A 985-nucleotide genomic window follows, 5' to 3' on the forward strand; every position below is an offset into this window, starting at 1 on the left:
GGGCATCGTGAAAAGTCTATGTCAAAGAAAGGGTTATGTTCTCATAATTGACGATTAAATCGCACCTTCCTTAGCCATTGTGCTAATCGACCGATAAATTCGCCGGTCTCCTCTGGGTTATGGCGATGCTCCATAAACCGGACGACGAACCAACGGCGCTCGCGCTCGTTCGGTGAAAAGCGGATCGGGCGTCGCTCGTTGCTGGCGAGGATAAACCGGGTATAGGTTGAAACCATCCGGGCCTGCTCCTGCTTCTCCTCGATCTGCTGGCGGCGCTCTGTCAGCAGGGATTTCAACCGGGTATGCAGCGATTTTGAGCTACTGCGGCAATCGTCCAGAAACACCAGCAAATTATTGGCGATCACAGTGCTGAACTGACCAGTCAGTTTGTCATACGAACTGAGTAACGATGCCTGCCCCAGTAGCAGAGGTGCGAGAACCTGATCGAACAGGAATCCCTTCCCTGTGCCTGTCGCACTCGTCAACATGAGGTGCCATGAGGGTTTAACCTCCGGGTGCTGGAACATATGCGCCAGCCATTGCACAACGGTGTGCCGCTCGTCTGCATCCGGGAACAGGCGTTCCAGATATTCAACCCAGAGTGACAAATCAGTACCGGCTGCGTCGGTTGTCTGTGGTTCGTATGGCTTCCAGGTATTCAGTACGGGTACACCGTCCGCCTCGTATACCAGAGGGCGATCGCCTCCGGGAATAAACTCACGCGCCGATGCGTATTTAATCCGCTGGCGGAGAATATCGTGTAACAGGGGATTGTGACCGCTGTATCTGTGCTCTGACTGTTTTCGCAGCCACTGCTGATAGAGGTTAGTTTCCGCGTGGAACGGATGGAACTTACCTGTCAATGTGCTGTACAGGTCTGCGCCATTTTTCCGAGAAAGATATATGAAGCCCGCGAATTCAGATAATAAGTGCAACGCTTGGTCATGTGGATGGAGGGACGGTTAGCTACCGATAAGCTATCCTG

At 52.9% G+C, this 985-nt stretch carries 1 protein-coding gene; it reads right to left on the reverse strand.

Going from position 1 to position 985, the window contains the following annotated elements:
- Positions 1 to 41 precede the first annotated feature (41 nt).
- Complete coding sequence (locus ACSZO1_RS22485) at positions 42 to 935, reverse strand: primase-helicase family protein (protein WP_437616604.1); 894 nt, start codon at positions 933 to 935, stop codon at positions 42 to 44.
- Positions 936 to 985 lie beyond the last annotated feature (50 nt).

Source organism: Erwinia sp. V71, from assembly GCF_965644245.1.
In the GTDB taxonomy this organism is placed as follows: domain Bacteria; phylum Pseudomonadota; class Gammaproteobacteria; order Enterobacterales; family Enterobacteriaceae; genus Erwinia.